This window comes from Micromonospora deserti, assembly GCF_003236335.1.
Taxonomy (GTDB): domain Bacteria; phylum Actinomycetota; class Actinomycetes; order Mycobacteriales; family Micromonosporaceae; genus Micromonospora; species Micromonospora deserti.
On the sequence record NZ_POUB01000003.1, the window covers coordinates 11,677 to 29,513 of the forward strand.

A 17,837-nucleotide genomic window follows, 5' to 3' on the forward strand; every position below is an offset into this window, starting at 1 on the left:
TGTGGGCACACCCAATCCCCGCGATGTCAGAGCAGGCCCCGAACTGCCCGGGCCCCGCTCAGGAGCCGGGCAGTTCGGGCCCGCCCTCCAGCAGGGGGGCCAGCAGGTCGCCCTGCTTCTCCACGCGCTTGAGCACCTCACCCGCCGTGTACGGCTTGCTCGACGGGCGCTTGCCCGCCGCGCCCGCCTCGACCTCGTCCCAGGTCAGCGGGGTGGACACCGACGGCACCGACTGGGCTCGCAGCGAGTACGGCGCCACCGTGGTCTTCGCCGCATTGTTCTGGCTCCAGTCGATGAAGACCTTCCCCGGCCGCAGGTTCTTCGCCATCTTCGACACGATCGACTTCGGGTGCGCCCGCTCCAACTCCTGGGCGATCCGCTTCGCGTACGCCGACACCTCGTCAGAGGACTGGGTGCCGGCGACCGGGCAGCAGAGCTGCATACCCTTCTTGCCGGACGTCTTCGGGTAGCTGTCGATGCCGTCCTCGGCGAGCCGGTCCCGCATCAGCAGCGCCACCTCGCAGCACTGCCGTAGCGCCGCCGGCACGCCCGGGTCAAGGTCGACGACCATCATGTCCGGGTGCTCGCCGATCTTCCACTGCGGCGTGTGCAGCTCCAGCGCGGCGAGATTCGCCAGCCAGACCAGGGTGGGCAGGTCGTCGGCAACGACGTAGTCGATGGTCTCCCGCCCCTTGCTCGATCCGGGCGCGGGCAGTGTCTCGGTGCGTACCCAGCCGGGGGTGGCGGCCGGGGCGTTCTTCTCGAAGAAGGAGCCGCCGTCGACGCCGTTGGGGAACCGGATGCGGGTGACCGCCCGGTCCCGCAGGTGCGGCAGGAGCACCGGGGCGACCCGGGTGTAGTAGTCGATCACCTCACCCTTGGTGAACCCGGCCGCCGGGTAGAGCACCTTGTCCAGGTTGGACAGCTCCAGGGAGCGCCCCTCGACGTCGACCCGGAACCGCTCAGCCGGCATCCTCGACCTCCTCGACGGGTTTGTCCGGGCGCAGCCGGAGCACCCGCGGGAACCGCAGCCGCCCGTCCGGGGTGCGCTGGCCGTACTTCACCTCCACCACGACCCGGGGGGCCACCCAGGTCGCGCCTCGGGCATCCTCGCGGGGCACGTCTCCGGCGAATGGCGACCCGGCGACCCGCAGCGGCTCCAGCTCGCGCAGCAGTTCCCGCTCGATGGCGGCGCCGATCCCGCCGCCGACCCGGCCGCGGTAGGTCAGCCGGCCGTCAGGGCGGGGGACCCCGACCAGCAGGCCGCCGATCCGCCGCGCCCCGGGCCGCCAGCCGCCGACCACGAAGTCGCCGGTGACCTCCAGCTTGACCTTCACCCAGTCGGGCGAGCGCACACCGGGACGGTAGACCGAGTCGACCCGCTTGGCCATCACCCCTTCCAGGCCGTGTTCGCCGGCGGTCTCGTAGGTGGCCCGGCCGTCAGGGAAGACCGGCGACACCGCCCACCGCGCGCCGCCGAGGGCCAGGGCGTCCAGGGCCTCCCGCCGCCGGGTGTACGCCCAGCCGGTCAGGTCCGCCCCGTCGAGCCGGAGCAGGTCGAAGATCATGTACGTCACCGGCATGACCGCCGCCAGCCGGGCCGCCTTGTTCCGGTCCCGGACGTGCATCCGCTCGGCCAGCGCGGTGAACGACGGTTGCCCGGTCTCGCCGAGCAGCACCACCTCGCCGTCGAGCAGCGCGTCGTCCACCTGCCGGTGCAGGGTGGCCAGCTCGGGGTAGGCGACGGTGATCTCGACCCCGGACCGGGCGTAGAGGTGCTGCCGGCCGCCGGAGATGTCGGCGAGCGCGCGGACGCCGTCCCACTTGAACTCGTACGCCCAGCCGTCGTCCGGCGGGAGCTGCCCGGTCATCGCGAGCATCGGCTTGAGCGGCGCGCCGGGCACCTCCTGACTGTACTTGCGCACGGAAGCGCTCGCGCGGCCTTCGATCATTTGGGATCCTGGGCTGTACCGGGGAGAGGAGCACGGGATGCGGGCCATCTGGAAGGGAGCGGTCTCGTTCGGGCTGGTCTCGATCGCGGTGAAGCTCTACTCCGCCACCGAGGAGAAGGACATCCGTTTCCACCAGGTGCACCGGGACGACGGCGGCCGGATCCGCTACAAGCGCACCTGCCAGGTCTGCGGCGAAGAGGTCAGCTACGACGACATCGCCAAGGGCTACGACATCGGCGGCGGCGAGATGGTGATCCTGACCGACCAGGATTTCGCCGAGCTACCGCTGTCCACCTCGCACGCCATCGACGTGCTGGAGTTCGTCCCCGCCGAGCAGGTCGACCCGATCCTCTACAACAAGGCGTACTTCCTCGAGCCGGACGGCGCGGCGACCAAGCCGTACGTGCTGCTGCGCGACGCGCTGACCGATTCGGAGCGGGTGGCGATCGTCAAGGTGGCGCTGCGCCAGCGGGAACAGCTCGCCACGCTGCGGGTCCGTGGGGGCGTGCTGCTGCTGAACACGATGCTCTGGCCGGACGAGATCCGTACCCCCGACTTCGGCTTCCTCGACGAGGACCTGAAGGTCCGGCCGCCGGAGCTGGCGATGGCCAGCTCGCTGATCGACTCGATGGCCGGCGACTTCGAGCCGGACGCCTTCACCGACGACTACCGGGCCGCGTTGCAGGAGGTCATCGACGCCAAGGTGGAGGGCCGCGAGGTGGTCCAGCCGGAGGAGGTCGAGGAGGCCCCGGCCGCGGCGGTCGACCTGATGGCGGCGCTGAAAGCGTCCGTGGAGCGGGCCCGGACCGCCCGCGGCGAGCAGCCCGAGGGCGGTCGCGGCGCCGAGCCGACCCCGATCTCGGCGGCCCGGTCGGCGCAGAAGAAGGCGGCGGAGAAGAAGGCGGCGAAGGCTCCGGCCAAGAAGGCCGCCGCGAAGAAGGCGGCGCCGAAGAAGGCGGAGGCCGCGAAGAAGGCGGCCCCGAAGAAGGCCGCCGCGGCGGAGAAGAAGACCGGGGCCAAGAAGGCCGCCCCGAAGAAGGCGGCCCGCAAGACCGCCTGACCGTTCCGGGTCTCCGCGGGCCCGCGGAGACCGCTGACGTACGCCTCGCTGGAGCCCCCGCCGTCAGCCGCGGCCGAGCCTGTGGGTGGGGGTGATCCGGACGATCACCCGTTCCTCGCCGGCCTGCCGGAACGGGTAGGTGTCCTGCCCGAGGTACTTCTTCGCCATCCGGTCGATGTGCTCGTCGGCGCCTTCGTCGATCAGCTCGGCGGTGCCCTTCACCCAGAGCGTGCGGAAGTCGTTCGCCTTGTCCACCACGGACACCGCGACGCCGGGGTTGCGGCGGATGTTCTCGTACTTCACCCGCCCCTTGGCGGTGTTGAACAGGATGTGCTGGCCGTCGGTGTCCACCCAGACCGGGGTGACGTGTGGGCTGCCGTCGGCCTCGACGGTGGCCACGTGGGCCAGCTGCGGCTCGCTCAACAGGGCAAGGTCGTCATCGGTGAGGATCGCCATGGCCGGAATCTACCGGCGCGCGGGCGGGACCGGGGCCCTTCTCCCGCGCGCCACACCCAGCAGCCGAGCACGCGGTCCCGCCCGGCTGGTCGCGGCTTGCCTTGACGTCGAGGGCAAGGTCTGGTGCGTCTCCACCAACATTCACCGGGTCCCGGTGAATGTTGCCTCACCGGCCGGCTGACACACCGCCCGCCGGCGACGGCCGGCGCCGAGCGTCGGCCGCTCCGGGTACGCTCCGGCGGCCCGCCGCGAGAGGAGACCCATGCCGTACACCCCGGACCTGGACCGGTTGCTGACGCCCGGCGCCCGCTTCACCGACGAGCACGGCGCGTACGTCATGGAGGCGCACCCGGTGGGCGAGATCGTGCTGCCGACCGGCCGCGTGGCGGGCTGCGATCCGCTGGTCTGCCCCGACGCCGAACCGTTCACGGTCGAGCTGCCCCCCGGCCGCTACCCGGCGCGGGCCTGGGTGGCGGTGGTGCTCCGCGACGGCGCGGAGGCGGACCGGCGGGTGGCCGCCCTGGAGCTGATGGTCCACGACGGGCAGGCGACCGGCTGGGAGATGGCGTTGGTGGGCGGCCAGGACGTCAGCACCCTGGAGGCCGACGGCTACTTCGGCTACGGGGTCGACGCCGGCACCGGCACCCTGGCCGACCCGGTCGCGCTGTCGGCCCTCGAGTCGTGGGACTACGAGCAGGTCGAGGACGTCTTCATCCCGGCCCAACTGCCCGAGGCGCCGGTGCCGGGGCTGATCACGGCGGTGCTGGACGAGGCGACGGGCGCCAACGTGGTCACCGTCTCGTCCGGCTGGGGTGACGGCTGCTACGGCACCTGGATCGGGCGTACCGCGGACGGCCGGGTCACCTCGTTCGTGACCGACTTCATGGTGGTGCCGGAGCCTGCGTGATCTCTGCCGTCGATTGGGCCGACGGGGCGAACGGCCGAGGCGGCACGGTGGGCGGCCGGCCGGGTACCGTGTGCGTCTGCCTTCCCGTCCCGGCACCGATGCCGGCCACACCTTCGCAGCAGGGAGTCGACGCCGTGAGCGAGCGTACGCAGAACCGGTCCCAGAAGTCGGAGCGGCGGCTGGCCGCCCAGTTGGCCGCGCGGAAGGCGGCCGAGGCGAAGCGGCGCCGGCAGGCGTGGGCCGGCGGCCTCGCCGGGCTCGCCGTGGTGGCGGTGCTGATCACCGTCTTCGTGCTGGTCGGCCCGGGCGACGACGACTCGACCGAGCCGACGGCCGGTAGCCCCTCGGCGGGCGCCTCCGCCACCGCCCCGGCCGGCGAGGCCCCCGCCGGGCAGCTCCCGGCGAACGCGGACCCGGCGCTGGGCAGCAAGCCGACGGTCGAGGCCGGCAAGGGTGAACTGACCAAGCTCACCGTGACCCCGCTGATCAGGGGGACGGGCCCGGCGGTGCAGACCGGCCAGACGATCACCACGAACTACGTGGGTGTGTTCTACAAGGACGGCAAGGAGTTCGACTCCTCGTGGAGCGCCGGCCAGCCGGCCTCCTTCGCGATCGGGGTCGGCCAGGTCATCCCCGGCTGGGACCAGGGCCTGGTCGGGGTGACCGTGGGCAGCCGGGTGCAGCTCGACATCCCGGCCGAGCTGGCGTACGGCGACGACCCGTCCGGCGGGCGTCCGACCGGCCCGCTGCGCTTCGTCGTCGACGTGCTGGCCGCCCAGTGACAGCCGGCCCGGTTCGCCCCGGATGTCACCGGCAGCCGGTGCGGTAGCCCACAGCGGGCTTCCGGCCCGTCACCCAGCGGCAGTAGGTTCGGGGGCACTCGGGGCGGCCCACCGCCCGGAGTGACCACCGGAGTGGACGCGGAGGTGCACGTGACGGCGCTGGACGACCCGGGGCGGACCGCCCGGCTGATGTGGACGCACTTCGAGCCGGTGCACGCCGTCACCTACTTCCACCCCCGCTCCCGCGCCGCCTACGAGGCGGTCGGGCTGCGCGGCTACTGGCGGGGCTACTTCGCCGGCCGGGCCGCCCCGCTGGGGCCCACCGACGCCGCCCCGGTGATCGCGGCGTTCTTCAGCTTCGCCCCGCACATGGTGGCCCGGGCGCTGCCCGCCGTGTGGCGGCTGGCCACCCCCGAGGAGGCGCTGCGGGCCCGCCTCACCGGCGCCGTGCAGGCGCTGGCCGAGCTCACCTACGAGCTGCCGGAGTCGCACCTGGCCGAGGCCGCCGAACTGCTGGAGGCCGCGGCCGACACGGTGGAGCCCGCCGGGCGGGTGCTCGGGGCGGCCAACGCAGCCCTGCCCCGCGGCGAGTACCCGCTGGCCCGGCTCTGGCAGGCCGCCACCACGCTGCGCGAGCACCGCGGCGACGGGCACGTGGCGGCCCTGGTCGCCGCCGACCTCGACCCGGTGGAGACGCTGGCCTGGCGGGTCGCGGTCGACATGTCCCCGCAGAACCTGCTGGGCCGGGGCTGGTCCGAGGAGCAGTGGGCGGCGGCGCGCGGCCGGCTGGTCGAGCGGGGCTGGCTCACCCCGCAGGGCGAGCCGACCGGGCACGGGCGAGCCGGGTTCCGGGCCGTCGAGGACGCCACCGACGCCGCGGCCGCGCGGCCGTGGCGGGCGCTCGGCGGCGAGCCCATTGAGCGGCTGCGGGAGCTGCTGGAGCCGATCGCCCGGGCCGGGCACACGGTCATCCCGGCGGGCAGCCCGATCGGCCTGCCCTCGTTGCAGGGCTGACCGCCCCCGTCCCGTCGGGCAGGATGGGCACGTGGCGGATGCGGTGGTCTTCGACCTGGACGGCGTGATCGTGGATTCGGAGCCGGTCTGGGAGGAGGTGCGGCGGGCGTACGTGGCGGCGCACGGTGGGACGTGGCAGGCCGACACCCAGCACCGGCTGATGGGCATGAGCACCGGCGAGTGGTCCCGCTACCTCAGCGGCGAGCTGCGCGTCGACCGGGGCCCCGAGCAGGTCGCCACCGAGGTGGTTGAGGAGATGACCCGCCGGTACGCGGCCCGCGTACCGCTGATCGACGGGGCGGACCAGGTGGTGCGCCGGCTGGCGGCGCGGTGGCCGATGGGGCTGGCCAGTTCGTCGCCGACCCGGCTGATCGCGGCGGCGCTGGCCGCGACGGGCCTGACCGACGCGTTCGGCGCGACGCTGTCGACGGAGGAGACCGCCCGGGGCAAGCCGGCGCCCGACGTCTACCTTGCCGTGGCGGAGCGTCTCGGCGTCGCGCCCGCCCGCTGCGTCGCGGTGGAGGACTCCTCCAACGGCGTCCGCTCGGCGGCGGCGGCCGGGATGCGGGTGGTGGCCGTGCCGCACGGCGCGTACCCGCTGGACCCGGACGCGGAGCGGCTGGCGGCCGTGGTGCTCGGCTCGGTCGGCGAGCTCACGCCGGAGGCCGTGGAGCGGCTCGGATAGCGGCTGGCCCTGGCTCGGGCCGGTCAGATCGCCCGGCTCCGGCTCGATCTGGGCAGCCGGCGCCAACCGGCGCCGGCGTCTGGCCGCTCTGGTGGCGCCCCGAAACCGGCGCTGGCGTCTCGCCGCGCCGGTGGTGGCCGGAGACCGGTGCCGGCCGGCCCGTCGGCGGTGCCCGGCTCCGGCCGGTCGCCGTCGCCGTCCGCCCCCGATCGTGCCAACCTGGTCCCGGCCGCCTCGCACGCCGCCGCTCCGCCGGGCTCCCACCCGGTGCACGGAGGCTCCCCGTCGACCGCCACGGTGTCCCGCATGACCGCTCCCTTCCGCCGGCTACCCGGTTGTACGGTTTCCGGGGCCGCCGGGATCGGCATGAGCGCGGATCGGTCGGGTACCGGACCCGACGGCCGGCCGGCCGGGTGTGGCGAGGGTGAGGAGACGGCGATGAAGGCGATCGTGTACGAGCGCACCGGCGATCCCTCGGTGCTGCAATTGGTCGACCGGCCGGAGCCGGAGCCGGGACCGGGTGAGGTGCTGGTGCGGGTGGCCGTCTCCGGGGTCAACCCGACGGACTGGAAGGCCCGCCGGCAGTCGCCGTTGCCGGCCGGGTGGCAGACGCCGGGGCAGGACGGCGCCGGGGTGGTCGAAGCGGTCGGCGCGGGCGTGGACCGGAACCTGATCGGCGAGCGGGTCTGGCTCTGGGAGGCCGCCTGGCAACGGCCGTGGGGTACCGCCGCCGAGTACACGCTGGTGCCGGTCCGCCAGGCGGTACGCCTCGGCGACGCCTCCTTCGACCTCGGCGCCTGCCTGGGCATCCCGTTCCTCACCGCGCACCGCTGCCTGACCGCCGGGGAGTACATGCCGGACAAGCTGCACGCCGGGGCGCTCAGCGACCACACGGTCCTGGTGCAGGGCGGTGCGGGCGCGGTCGGCAACGCCGCGATCCAGCTCGCCCGGTGGGCGGACGCCTGCGTCATCACCACGGTCAGCAGCCCCGAGAAGGGGCAGCTGGCGGCGGCGGCCGGTGCCTCCTTCGTGATCAACTATCGGGAGGAGGACGTGGTGGCGGAGATCCGCAAGATTGCTCCCGGCGGGGTGCACACGATCGTCGAGGTCTCGGCCGCGCGCAACGCCGCCACCGACGTCCAACTGCTCCGCGACGGGGGCGCGGTCTGCGTCTACGCCGACGACGGCGGTGCCGAGGTGACCCTGCCGATCCGGCCACTGATGGTGCCGAACGCGCGCTGGCAGTTCGTGCTCGTCTACACCGAGCCGACGGCGGCCAAAGCGCAGGGGGTGGCCGACGTCGCGGCGGCGGCCGCCCAGGGCGGCATCCGGGTCGGCGAGGAGGCCGGCCTGCCGCTGCACCACTACCCGATGTCGGCGGCCGTGGCAGCCCACCGGGCGGTGGAGGACTCGGTGGTCGGCAAGGTGCTGATCACCACTAGCGGGCAGTGAGTCTGCCGTCGATCACACGAATCGCCGCCGACAACCCCGAAAACGGCCCGAGCTGGGCAGATTTGCCCGTACTCGGGACGGAGGCGAACAACTTTCGCAAGAATGGCAGTGCGGGTCGCCCCGCAAAGGAACGGGCGGCCCCGGCGCGGTGCGAACGCCGGGGCCGCCCCTGGGGAGGGATGTCTCAGGAGTGTGTCCCTACCCCTAACGGCGACAGTGCGGTGGAAAACGTTACGAGGCTGTCAGCTCCCGGACAGTCAGCTCGCCCTGGGCGTACCGGGACCGGACCACCTTCTTGTCGAACTTGCCGACGCTGGTCTTCGGCACCGCGTCGATGACCGCCCACCGCTCGGGCACCTGCCAGCGGGCCACCGAGCCGGACAGGAACTCCTGCAGCTCCTCCGCGCCGACCGGCGCCCCCTCGCGGAGCACCACGGTGGCCAGCGGCCGCTCGCCCCAGCGCTCGTCGGGCACCCCGACCACGCACGCCTCCAGCACGTCCGGGTGGGCCATCAGGGCGTTCTCCAGCTCCACCGAGGAGATCCACTCACCGCCGGACTTGATGACGTCCTTGGCCCGGTCGGTGAGGGTGATGTAGCCGTCCGGCGAGAGCCTGCCGACGTCACCGGTGCGCAGCCAGCCGTCGCGGAACTTCTCCTCGTCCGGGGCCTCGTCCCCGACGTACCGGGCGGTCACCCACGGCCCCCGGACCTCCAGCTCGCCCACGGAGGTCCCGTCCGCGGGCAGCGGCTCGCCCAGCGGGCCGACGATCCGCGCCTCGACCCCCGCCGGCACCCGCCCCTGCGTGTAGCGGTAGCGCCACGCCTGTTCGCCGCTCACGCCCGCCGGCGGCCGGGAGACCGACCCCAGCGGGGACATCTCGGTCATCCCCCAGGCGTGGATGACCTCGATGCCGTGCCGCTCGGCGAACGCGTGCATCAACGCCGGCGGGCACGCCGAGCCGCCGACGATCACCTCCCTCAGCGAGGAGGTGTCCACGTCGTGGCTGTCCAGGTGGCCCAGCAGGTCGTTCCAGATGGTCGGCACCGCGCCGGCCAGGGTGGGCCGTTCGGCGGCGATCATCTCGGCGATCGGCGCGGCCTGGAGGAACCGGTCCGGCATGATCAGCGACGCGCCGGAGAGGAATGCGGCGTACGGCAGGCCCCAGGACATGGCGTGGAACATCGGCACGATGGCCAACTCCCGGTCGGTCGGCCCGAGGGCGAACCCCTCCGGCATACAGACCTGGAGCGAGTGCAGGTAGATCGAACGGTGCGAGTACGCCACGCCCTTGGGGTTGCCGGTGGTCCCGGAGGTGTAGCACAGGGCGGCGGCGTCGCGCTCGTCCACCTCCGGCCAGTCGTAGCCGTCCGGCCGGCCGGCCAGCAGCGCGTCCCAGTGGTGCACCGCGATCCGGTCGCCGGTCGCCGCCACCAGCGGGGCCGGGTCGCCGCCGCCGATCACCACCACGTGCCGCACCGTGGCCATCTCGCCGATCACCTTGGCCAGCAGCGGAATCAGCGTCGAGTCGACCAGCACCACCCGGTCCTCGGCGTGGTTGGCAATGTAGGCGACCTGGTCGGGGAAGAGCCGGATGTTGAGCGTGTGCAGCACCGCGCCCATGCTCGGCACCGCGAAGTACGCCACCAGGTGCTCGGTGTTGTTCCACATGAAGGTGGCGACCCGCTCGTCGCCGGTGACGCCACACTCGTCCCGCAACGCGTGGGCGAGTCGGGCGGCCAGCCGGCCGACCTCGGCGTACGTCGTCCGGCGGGGCTCGGCGCCGGTCCACGTGACCACCTCGGCCGTGCCGTGCACGGTGGAGCCGTGATCGAGGATCCGGGAGACCTGGAGGGAGGCGTCCATCATCGTGCTACGCATGAGTAACAAGCTAGTGTCGGCGGTCACAGCTTGGGAACCCCGGAAATCCGGTCCGGCCCGGCGAACCCTCGTAAATTGTCCGGGTGAGCATCTCCTGGGCCGACTCGTACGTGGGGCAGCTGCGCGCCCTCGCCGGTGACCGGACGCTGATGTTCGTCGGCGCCCGCGCGGTGGTCCGCGACAACGCCGGGCGGGTCCTGCTGATCCAGCGGTCGGACAACGGCCAGTGGGCCATGCCCGCCGGGGCGATGGAACTCGGCGAGTCGATCGCCGACTGCGCCGTCCGCGAGGTACGCGAGGAGACCGGGCTGCGCGCGCTGCGGGTCAGCGCCTTCGCCCTCTACACCGGCCCGGACCGTACCCACACCAACATGTACGGCCACACCTACCAGATCTTCACCACCGCCTTCCGCGTCGAGGAGTGGGACGGCGAGCTGGCCAGGATGACCGACGAGACCGTGGACGCCGGCTTCTTCCACCGCGGGCAACTGCCGGCCCCGCTCTCCGCGAGCGTCCCCGAGACCCTCGCCGACCTCGACGTCTTCGAACAGACCAACCGCCTGATCCTCAAGTAACCCCACCGAGGCCGGCCGGGCGCGGCGGGTCAGAGCATCGTCTGGGACTTGGCCTCCATCTCGGCGGCGGCCTCCTCCTTGGATTCCCGGGTCAACGGCTTGCCACCCGGGGCCGGGGCTGCTCCGCCGAACCCGTCCGCGCCGCCGGTGGTGGTGCCCCGCGGGCCGGCGCCGCGCAGCTTCTCGTTGGGCAGGGCCACGGTGACCAGCACCGCCACGATCGCGATCAGGCCGGTCGTCACGAAGACCCGGTCCAGCGACTCGACGAACGCGCCCTGCACGGCAGCGCGTACCGGGCCGGGCAGGGCCAGGATGGTGGCCGGGTCGTTGACCGAGATGTCCGCGCCCCCGCTCGCCACCACCTCGGCCTGCTGCTGCGGCGGCAGCGCCGCGATCGCCCCCGGCAGCCGGTCGGCCAACGCGGCGGTGAGCCGGGTGGAGAGCACCGCGCCGAGGATGGCGACGCCGAACGAGCCGCCCAGCGAGCGGAAGAACGTCGCCGAGGAGGTTCCGGCGCCCAGGTCCCGCATCGAGACGGCGTTCTGCACCGCGAGGATCAGCGACTGCATGCAGAGCCCCAGCCCGACGCCGATCACCACCATGTAGCCGAACGCCGCCCACAGGGAGGTGTCCACCTGCAGCCGGCTGAACAACAGCATCCCGACCACGAGTACCCCGGAGCCGGCCACCGGGAACCACTTGTACCGGCCGATCCGGCTCATCGCCCGCCCGGTGAGCACGGAGGTGACGATGATGCCGGCCATCATCGGCAGCATCAGCAGACCACTGCGCGTCGGCGAGGCCCCCTTGACGATCTGCAGGTAGAGCGGGATGAAGATGATCGACCCGAACATCACCAGGCCGAGCACGAACCCGGCCGAGTTGGCCAGCGCGAAGGTCGGGCTGCGGAACAGCCGCAGCGGCAGGATCGGCTCGGCGACCCGGGCCTCCTGGAGCACGAAGAGCACGCCCAGCACCGCGCCCGCGACGAAGAGCCCGATGATCACGCCGGAGTCCCAGGCGTACTCGTTGCCGCCCCAGCTGAGCGCCAGCAGCAGGCAGCTCACCCCGGCCACCAGCAACGCCGCGCCGAGCCAGTCGATGGCGTGCCGGCGCCGGGTGAACGGGATCAGCCGCATCACGTGGTAGCAGACCACGAGGGCGAGGATCGCCAACGGCACGTTGATGTAGAAGATCCACCGCCAGTTCGTCTCCGCGAAGTAGCCACCCACCAGCGGCCCGGCCACCGAGGAGAGCCCGAAGACCGCGCCGAAGAGGCCCTGGTAGCGACCGCGTTCCCGGGGGGACACCACGTCCGAGATGATGGTGAACGCCAGGGTCAGCAGGCCGCCCGCGCCCAGGCCCTGGATCCCTCGGGTCACGATCAGCTGGGTCATGTCCTGGGACAGGCCGGCCAGCAGCGAGCCGACCAGGAAGGTGCCGATCGAAAAGAGGAAGACCGGCCGGCGCCCGTACAGGTCGGCCATCTTGCCGTACAGCGGGGTCGAGGCGGTCGAGGCGAGCAGGTACGCGGTCACCACCCAGGAGTAGTGGTTGATCCCGCCCAGCTCACCGACGATGGTCGGCAGCGCGGTGCCGACGATGGTCTGGTCGAGCGCCGCCAACAGCATGCCGGTCATCAGCCCGAACATCAGCAGCCGGAGCTGGCGGCCGGTCAGCGTGGGCGGATTGCTGTCCTCGATGGTCACCTCGCCTCTTTTCCCCACCGACCCCGAACATGCCCGTACACCGGAAAAACCCGCCTCCGGCGCGATGGTGACGGCTGGACGTACTCGATCTCCCCCACGCCGCCGGCGCCAGGAACCCGTGCCCGACGTGTGGTCGCCGCCGTCGAGGTATCTCCGGCGCGGTACGTCCGGTTCTCTTCCGGCCGAGGGGCCCGAGACGTGACGGCCACGCCCCGACGGCCCCAACCCCCGCCGCCCGGCGCCAGGTTTGACCCGGCGGACCGGGGGGACCCCGAAGGGCATGGCAGGAGCAGCAGCGGAACAGCGCCGGCTCGCCACCGTCGTGGAGAGCTGGCGGGAACGTCCCGTCCTGGTCGTCGGCGACGCCATGCTCGACGAGTGGCGGTTCGCCGAGTCCGACCGGCTCTGCCGCGAGGCGCCCGCCCCGGTCCTGACCCTGCGCCGGCGGATCTCCGCGGCCGGCGGGGCGGCGAACACCGCGGTGAACGTGGCGGCGCTCGGCGGCCGGGCCATGCTGGTGGCCCCGGTCGGCGCCGACGTGGCCGGCGACGAACTGCACGACTGTCTGGACCGTGCCGGCGTCTGGGACCGTACGGTCAACCAGCCGGGCCGCCCGACACCGGTGAAGCGGCGGATGCTGGCCGGCAACCAGATCCTGCTGCGCGAGGACTCCGGCGACCCCGACGACACGCTCGACGACGACGGGCTGGCCCGGCTGCTCACCGCACTCGACTGCGCCACCGAGGAGCTGAGCGCCGCCGCCGGTGGCGAGGCTCCGACCCTGGTGGTCTGCGACTACGGCCTCGGGGCGCTGCCCGCACCGGTACGCGCCTGGCTGGTCGCCCGGCGGGAGCGCTACGCCACCGTCGCGCTGGACGCACACGACCTGGCCGACTGGCGGGGACTCGCCCCGACCGTGGTGACCCCGAGCTTCGCCGAGGCCACCCGGCTGCTCGCCCGGGCCGCCACCCGGCCGGCCGGCCGCAGCGAGCTGCACCTGGACCACCCCGACGGCGACCCGGCCGACGGCCCCTCCGAGCTCACCGTCGGCGCCGCCCCGGGCGGCGCCGACCGCACCGGCCCCTACGGCACGACGGCCGGTGCCGCCGGCCCGACCGGGGAGCCGACGCCCAGCGAGGACCGGGTGGCGATGACCGGCGACGGGCTCAGCGTGACCGGCACCGGGGTGACCGTGAACGCCAGCGCCGGCGAGGGGGTGGACCGGGCGGTGCTGGCCGAGTCCCGCCTGGCCGAGCTGCGCGCGCACACCGGCGCCGACGTGGTGGCGGTAACCCTGGACACCGACGGGGCGGTGGTCGCCGGCGCCGACGGTGAGCCCCGGCGCAGCCACAGCACGCCCGTACCGGCCAGCCACGCGGTCGGGGCGGGCGACGCGTACCTGGCGGCGATGACGCTGGCCCTGGCCGCCGACGCGGCACTGCCCACCGCAGCTCAGCTGGCCCAGCTCGCCGCCACGATCACCGTCTCGGACACCGGCACCTGCGTGTGCCGCCGGGAGGACCTGCTCGCCGCGCTGGACGCCCCGGTCGGCGGGGCCGACCAGCCGGCACTGATCGACGCCGACCAGCTGGCGGCCATCGTGGCCGACCACCGGCGGGCCGACCGCTCGGTGGTGTTCACCAACGGCTGCTTCGACGTGCTGCACCGCGGGCACGTCCGGTACCTGGAGCAGGCCCGGAGGCTCGGCGACCTGCTGGTGGTGGCAGTCAACTCCGACGGCAGCGTCCGCCGGTTGAAGGGGCCGGACCGGCCGGTGAACCCGGTCGAGGACCGGGCCGCCCTGCTCGCCGCGCTGGCCTGTGTGGACCACGTGGTGGTCTTCGAGGACGACTCCCCGGCGGGGCTGATCGAGCGGGTCCGCCCCGATATCTACGTCAAGGGCGGCGACTATCCGCCCGAGATGGTGCCCGAGGCGCCGCTGGTCCGCCGGCTCGGTGGCCAGGTGCGCACCCTCGGGTACGTGCCGGACCGCTCCACCTCGGCGATCATCGACCGGATCCGGGCCCACGGCCAGGAGCGGGAGACGGGTTCCTCCATCCCGAGCACGCCGTCGTGAGCCGGCCACTCGACCTCGGCACGCCCGAGCAGTTCCGTGCCGGGCGGCTGCTGGACGTGCTGATCCCGACCCGCAACCGTCCCGCCGAGTTGGCGGTCACCCTCTCCGGGCTGGCCGCCCAGGAGGGCGTGCCCGGCTTCGGCGTGGTGATCAGTGACCAGTCCGACGGCGAGCCCGCATACCTGGATCCGGCGGCGGCCACCATGATCCGCGCGCTGCGCCACCGGGAGCACCCGGTGCTGCTGACCCGCCGGCTGCCCCGCCGCGGGTTGGCCGAGCACCGGGCCTACCTGCTCGCCACCTCCGCCGCCCGGTACGTGCTCTGCCTCGACGACGACGTCTGGCTGGAGCCGGGCGCGGTGCGCCGGCTGGTCACCGCGATCGAGGAACTGGGCTGCGGCTTCGTCGGCAACGGGGTGCACGGGCTGTCCTACGTCGACGACGTCCGGCCGGAGACGCACCGGCACTACGAGGAGTGGACCGGCCGCCCCACCCCGGAGCGGATCCGCCCGGGCACGCCGGAGTGGCACCGGGCGTCGATCCACTCGGCGGCGAACCTGCTGCACGTGACGCAGAAGCTCGACCTGCCGCCGGGGGCGTGGCGGGCGTACAAGGTCTCCTGGATCGGCGGCTGCGTGCTCTACGACCGGGCCAAGCTGGTCGACTCGGGTGGCTACGACTTCTGGCGGCGGGTGCAGGAAAAGCACCAGGGCGAGGACGTCGCCGCCCAGCTCGCGGTGCTGGCGAGGCACGGCGGCGCGGGTGTGCTGCCCAGCGGGGCGTACCACCTGGAGTCACCGACCACCGTCACCGACCGGGACGTGGAAGCGTGGGAGGTCGTCCTCGCCGAGGAGGACGCGGCCCAGCCCGCCTGACGACCGGCGCTCACACCGCGGCCCGGCGACCGGCGGCTCAGCCGGCGCTCGACCGCGCCCCGGCGCCCGGCGGTTCAGGGGCCCCGGGCTGCGGGTGCAGCAGCTCCCGGGCAGACTCCAGCACCTCCACCACCGGCACGTCCGTGACGAACGAATCCCGGTGCGGGCACTCGCCGTCCCCGGGCCGGTGCGGGTAGATGCCGGGGGTGCAGTCCACGCCGCAGACCGGGCAGTGCACGGCCCAGGAACTGATCGGCCGGTGCCGGCCGCGCAGCGGGTTCCCCGTGTTGATCAGGTTGCCCACCCAGTAGATGCCGACGGTCGCCGTGCCCACCGCGGCGGCCAGGTGCAGCGGGCCGGTGTCGTTGGAGACCACCAGGTCGCAACCGGCGTAGCAGGCGGCCAGCCCGCCCAGGCTGAGCGTGCCCACCTGCGGCCGGACCGGCACGCCGGCCGCCGCGACCACCCGGTCCACCACCTCCTGCTCCGCGGGGGTGCCGGTGACCAGCACCTCGTAGCCGTCGCCGGCCAGCTCGCGGGCCACCTCGGCGAAGCGTTCGGCGGGCCAGCGCCGCCGGGTGTCGGTGGCGCCGGGGTGCAGCGCCACCCGGGGCCGTTCCGGCGGGCCGAGCACCTCGGCCGCCTCGGCCCGGTCGGCGTCGGTGACCGCCAGCGCCGGCACGATGGTGGTGGCCGGGGCGCCGACCAGCGCGGCCACCTCCAGATAGCGGATCACCTCGTGCTGGTAGTAGACGTACCGGATCCAGCGGTCCAGCGGCGGCGCCTCCTCGGTACGCAGCCCGGCGGTGATCCGCGCCCCGAGACCGCCGACCACCGGGTTGGAGTTCGCCCCGCCCCCGTGCAGCTGCAACGCCAGATCGAAACGTTCCTTGCGGGCTGCGGCCAGGAAGTCCTCCATCGCGGACTGCGGCTCACCGGACTCCGGTTGACGGATCCCGGGCGCGGGCGGCACCACCAGCACCCGGTCCACCGGGCCGGGCCGGTCGCGCCAGAGCTTCGCGTGCCACGGCGCGCCGAGCAGCACGATCTCCGCCGAGGGGTACGCGGCCCGCAGCGCGTCCAGGGCCGGCAGGACGAAGATGAAGTCGCCGAGGGCATTGGCCCGCAGCACGGCGATCCGCTCGACGTCAGGCACGCGCTCGGCGGTGGGGCCGAGCAGGCTCGGGATGACCACGGGCCCCCGCTACGGCTGGTCGATCCCGCCGGCGGCGGTGTCCGGATGGTGCAGTTCCCGGTCCGCGGCCGGGTCGATCGGCACACGCCCGGGCTGGCCGGCGGCGCGGCCGACGGTGATGGTGCGCGGCGCGGGCCGGGCCGCGCGGGGCAGCCGGACCCGGAGCAGGCCGTGGTCCATCACCGCGTCGATGGCGTCCGGGTCCACCCGGGACGGCAGGTCCACGCGGTACTCGAAGCCACGGGTCTCGAAGCCGCCGGGAATGCCGTGGTCGGCGTTGACCTCGGCCTCGGAGCGGGCCCGCACGCAGAGTTCGCGGTCGTCCAGCTCGACAGCCACCTCCTCCGGCGCCACCCCGGGCAGCCGGACGACGGCCTCCCAGCCGTCGGCGGTCTCGGCCAGCTCGACGTCCGGCGGCCCGGACCGCCCGCCGACCAGCCGGCGCAGCTCGGTACGGAGCGACTGCAGCTCAGCCATCGGGTCCCAGCCCTGCTGCCGGCCGCGCCAGGCCCGGCCGAACCCGCCGCTCAGTTCGCTCATCACACCTCTCCGATCCGCTGGGTGGCCGCCGGGGGCCGCAGTGAGCTGGGCGCGTCCAGGCCGGCCTCCCGGTCGACGCCGACGCCGAGCCGGTCGACCAGTTCCCCGCCCAGCCAGGCGCTGACGCTGAGGATGGCCAGCGCGACCACCTCGATGGCGATCAGCGCGCCGCCGGCGGCCCGGGAATCGGCGTTGAGCCGGACCACCCAGACCGCGGCGAAGAGCAGGACGACGGCCACGTTGGCGGCGGCGTGGGTGAGCGCCACCCGCTTCGCCCGGGTGCCGGACGGGATAGCCAGCAGGTCGAACGCCCCGGCCGCCGCGGCGAGCAGGCCGCCGACCAGGCCGACGGTGATGTTCCAGTACGCGACCTCGCCGAGGAAGTCCGGGCCGCCCACGGTGTCGACGATGTCGAAGAGCACCGCGGTGACCAGCAGGCCCACCGGGAACATCACCAGCATGGGGTGGACAGGGTGGCCCAGTATCTTGAGTCGGCTCTCCATCTCCGGGCCTCCACTGCTCGGTCGCTCCGGGCGCGTCGGGTGAGGCGGTACCCCCGGCTCGGGAGGGCAAACCTCGCGCTGGTGACGCCCGCCTAGGCTGGTGGGCGGCGGCTCGCCCGTCGGGCCGCCCCGCCCGCGGCGCGGCTCGCCGCCATCGGGGTCAACGGTCGGGGG

The 17,837-nt window shown here is 73.8% G+C and carries 17 protein-coding genes; 9 read left to right on the forward strand and 8 right to left on the reverse strand.

Annotated elements, in window-relative coordinates; all coding sequences use genetic code 11:
• Positions 1–58 precede the first annotated feature (58 nt).
• A complete protein-coding gene (gene ligD / locus C1I99_RS00610) occupies positions 59–973 on the reverse strand; it encodes a non-homologous end-joining DNA ligase (protein ID WP_111132189.1) in 915 nt (304 codons plus the stop codon).
• The gene (gene ligD / locus C1I99_RS00615; RefSeq protein WP_111132235.1) at positions 963–1,904 is read right to left on the reverse strand and encodes a non-homologous end-joining DNA ligase; all 942 of its coding nucleotides are present in this window, start codon (positions 1,902–1,904) and stop codon (positions 963–965) included. Before ligD (C1I99_RS00615) ends, ligD (C1I99_RS00610) begins: the two co-directional genes overlap by 11 nt.
• Before the next feature lie 85 nt (positions 1,905–1,989).
• Here ligD (C1I99_RS00615) and ku point away from each other — a divergent pair, with 85 nt between their 5' ends.
• Complete coding sequence (gene ku / locus C1I99_RS00620) at positions 1,990–3,012, forward strand: non-homologous end joining protein Ku (protein ID WP_111132190.1); 1,023 nt, start codon at positions 1,990–1,992, stop codon at positions 3,010–3,012.
• 63 nt (positions 3,013–3,075) lie between these two features.
• On the opposite strand, the gene C1I99_RS00625 is transcribed toward ku, so the two are convergent.
• Positions 3,076–3,468, reverse strand: a complete 393-nt coding sequence (locus C1I99_RS00625; protein ID WP_111132191.1) for a PPOX class F420-dependent oxidoreductase — start codon at positions 3,466–3,468, stop codon at positions 3,076–3,078.
• A 262-nt stretch (positions 3,469–3,730) separates the two neighbouring features.
• Between C1I99_RS00625 and C1I99_RS00630 the strand changes: the two genes are divergently transcribed.
• The 5 genes from C1I99_RS00630 (at position 3,731) to C1I99_RS00650 (ending at position 8,308) form a co-directional block, all read left to right on the forward strand.
• Entirely contained in the window at positions 3,731–4,375 is a 645-nt protein-coding gene (locus C1I99_RS00630) for a DUF4241 domain-containing protein (RefSeq protein WP_111132192.1), read from the forward strand.
• A gap of 98 nt (positions 4,376–4,473) precedes the next feature.
• On the forward strand, positions 4,474–5,157 hold the full coding sequence (locus C1I99_RS00635; protein ID WP_111132236.1) for an FKBP-type peptidyl-prolyl cis-trans isomerase: 684 nt from the start codon (positions 4,474–4,476) through the stop codon (positions 5,155–5,157).
• 189 nt (positions 5,158–5,346) lie between these two features.
• The gene (locus tag C1I99_RS00640; protein ID WP_111132237.1) at positions 5,347–6,171 is read left to right on the forward strand and encodes an SCO6745 family protein; all 825 of its coding nucleotides are present in this window, start codon (positions 5,347–5,349) and stop codon (positions 6,169–6,171) included.
• 31 nt (positions 6,172–6,202) lie between these two features.
• Positions 6,203–6,856 (forward strand): HAD family hydrolase, encoded by a 654-nt coding sequence (locus C1I99_RS00645; protein ID WP_111132193.1) that lies wholly within the window; start codon positions 6,203–6,205, stop codon positions 6,854–6,856.
• A gap of 438 nt (positions 6,857–7,294) precedes the next feature.
• The gene (locus C1I99_RS00650) at positions 7,295–8,308 is read left to right on the forward strand and encodes an NADPH:quinone reductase (RefSeq protein ID WP_111132238.1); all 1,014 of its coding nucleotides are present in this window, start codon (positions 7,295–7,297) and stop codon (positions 8,306–8,308) included.
• Positions 8,309–8,539: 231 nt separating this feature from the next.
• Here C1I99_RS00650 and C1I99_RS00655 read toward each other — a convergent pair whose 3' ends face one another.
• Positions 8,540–10,174 carry a fatty acid--CoA ligase gene (locus C1I99_RS00655; RefSeq protein WP_199561852.1) on the reverse strand — a complete coding sequence of 545 codons (1,635 nt, stop codon included), beginning with the start codon at positions 10,172–10,174 and terminating at the stop codon, positions 8,540–8,542.
• 98 nt (positions 10,175–10,272) lie between these two features.
• Here C1I99_RS00655 and C1I99_RS00660 point away from each other — a divergent pair, with 98 nt between their 5' ends.
• Positions 10,273–10,764, forward strand: a complete 492-nt coding sequence (locus C1I99_RS00660; protein WP_111132195.1) for an NUDIX domain-containing protein — start codon at positions 10,273–10,275, stop codon at positions 10,762–10,764.
• Between the two features lie 29 nt (positions 10,765–10,793).
• On the opposite strand, the gene C1I99_RS00665 is transcribed toward C1I99_RS00660, so the two are convergent.
• Positions 10,794–12,473 (reverse strand): MDR family MFS transporter, encoded by a 1,680-nt coding sequence (locus C1I99_RS00665; RefSeq protein WP_233512234.1) that lies wholly within the window; start codon positions 12,471–12,473, stop codon positions 10,794–10,796.
• Between the two features lie 280 nt (positions 12,474–12,753).
• On the opposite strand from C1I99_RS00665, the gene rfaE2 reads away from it, so the two are divergent.
• Both rfaE2 and C1I99_RS00675 read left to right on the forward strand, forming a co-directional pair.
• A complete protein-coding gene (rfaE2, locus tag C1I99_RS00670) occupies positions 12,754–14,550 on the forward strand; it encodes a D-glycero-beta-D-manno-heptose 1-phosphate adenylyltransferase (protein ID WP_111132196.1) in 1,797 nt (598 codons plus the stop codon).
• Positions 14,547–15,425 (forward strand): glycosyltransferase family 2 protein, encoded by an 879-nt coding sequence (locus C1I99_RS00675; protein ID WP_111132197.1) that lies wholly within the window; start codon positions 14,547–14,549, stop codon positions 15,423–15,425. Before rfaE2 ends, C1I99_RS00675 begins: the two co-directional genes overlap by 4 nt.
• Before the next feature lie 37 nt (positions 15,426–15,462).
• On the opposite strand, the gene C1I99_RS00680 is transcribed toward C1I99_RS00675, so the two are convergent.
• The 3 genes from C1I99_RS00680 to C1I99_RS00690 are packed head-to-tail and all read right to left on the reverse strand — an operon-like array spanning position 15,463 to position 17,663.
• Positions 15,463–16,620 (reverse strand): glycosyltransferase family 9 protein, encoded by a 1,158-nt coding sequence (locus C1I99_RS00680; RefSeq protein WP_111132198.1) that lies wholly within the window; start codon positions 16,618–16,620, stop codon positions 15,463–15,465.
• A 9-nt stretch (positions 16,621–16,629) separates the two neighbouring features.
• Entirely contained in the window at positions 16,630–17,160 is a 531-nt protein-coding gene (locus C1I99_RS00685; protein ID WP_111132199.1) for an Hsp20/alpha crystallin family protein, read from the reverse strand.
• Positions 17,160–17,663 (reverse strand): DUF2231 domain-containing protein, encoded by a 504-nt coding sequence (locus C1I99_RS00690; RefSeq protein WP_111132200.1) that lies wholly within the window; start codon positions 17,661–17,663, stop codon positions 17,160–17,162. Before C1I99_RS00690 ends, C1I99_RS00685 begins: the two co-directional genes overlap by 1 nt.
• Between the last annotated feature and the right edge of the window lie 174 nt (positions 17,664–17,837).